The sequence below is a fragment of the Nocardioides sp. P5_C9_2 genome (assembly GCF_054049555.1).
Genome location: NZ_JBFUMD010000733.1, coordinates 1 through 1,151, shown reverse-complemented (window position 1 = coordinate 1,151; position 1,151 = coordinate 1). Strand labels below are relative to the sequence as shown.

Genomic DNA, 1,151 nt, shown 5'->3' with positions numbered 1-1,151 from the left:
GCCCCGGACCGTAGGCCGCCCGCCGACGCCGCGAAGGCGGCCGTCTGGCCGCCGCCGCTCTCGCCGGGCGCGCGCCCCGACGGGAGACCGGTCGATGCGCCGTCCGCCGATGGCCCGTCCGTCGATGTCCCGCCCGCCGATGCCCCGTCCGTCGGGTCCTCCCCGGAGTCGTCGGGGGTGTCTCCCGCGCAGCACGGCACCTGGCCGGCCCTGCTGCCGTCGGGCTCCGTGCCGGACCGGCGCCCCGAGGGGGTGCTCGTCGCCTTCGTCCTCACCCTCGTGTCGGCGGGCCTGGTGCTGCTGCTGACCTCGATCAGCGTGGCGGCCATGGCGTTCTCGCCCGACGCGCTGATGGACGAGGTGCTGCGCCAGCAGCCCGAGCTCGCCGACCAGGGCGTCACCGAGAGCCTCCTCCGGACCACGACGTTCGTCATGGGCGCCGTCGTGATGATCTGGGCCGCGATCGCGGTGGTGCTCGCCTTCTTCACCCTGCGTCGTCGCCGGGGTGCTGCGCTGGGCCTCATGGTCTCCGCCACCGTCAGTGCCGTGGTGTGCGTCCTGGGCACCTTCGCCTCGCTGGTGCTCGCGCTGCCCGCCTTCGCCTCCATCGTCACCGTCGCCGTCCTGCGCCGACCCGACGTCCGGGCGTGGCTCGCGGGGGACCGGGGCTGACCGGCGCCGAGCGGGCAGTTCCGTAGCGCTGCGGGGCGCCGACCGGGCAGTTCCGTCGCGCTGCAGGCCACCGACCGGGCGGTTTCGTAGCGCTGGATCGTGCCGACCGGGCGGTTCGGGCGCGCTGCGGGCCGCCGACCGGGCGGTTTCGTCGCGCTGGAAGGCGCCGACCGGGCGGCTCGGGCGCGCTGGGGTACGCCGCAGAGCGGGTTGGCGCGACGGCAGGTTGGCGCGATGTAGATCGACGTGCTTGGCCCGCCGCGCGTAGGCACCCGAGCCGTCGGGTGAGCTCCCGGCCCGGCGAGGATCCCCCATTGTGAGGATGTTGCTCGAACACCTGTTCGAGTAGCGTTGTCTTCAGGCGTCGGGACCGCTCGGAGGGCCGGCGACAAGGGGATCTGCGGGGGGCTGGGATGACGAGTGGGCACCTGGTCCAGGACGCCGTCGAGGCGATCTCAGCGGCGCTGGACAAGGTCGCC

Annotated in this window: 1 protein-coding gene; it reads left to right on the top strand. The window is 74.5% G+C overall.

What is annotated here, in order from left to right; all coding sequences use genetic code 11:
- Positions 1-672, top strand: a 672-nt coding sequence (locus ACXJKL_RS21375) for a hypothetical protein (protein ID WP_457208999.1), incomplete at its 5' end; no start/stop codon positions are given.
- Between the last annotated feature and the right edge of the window lie 479 nt (positions 673-1,151).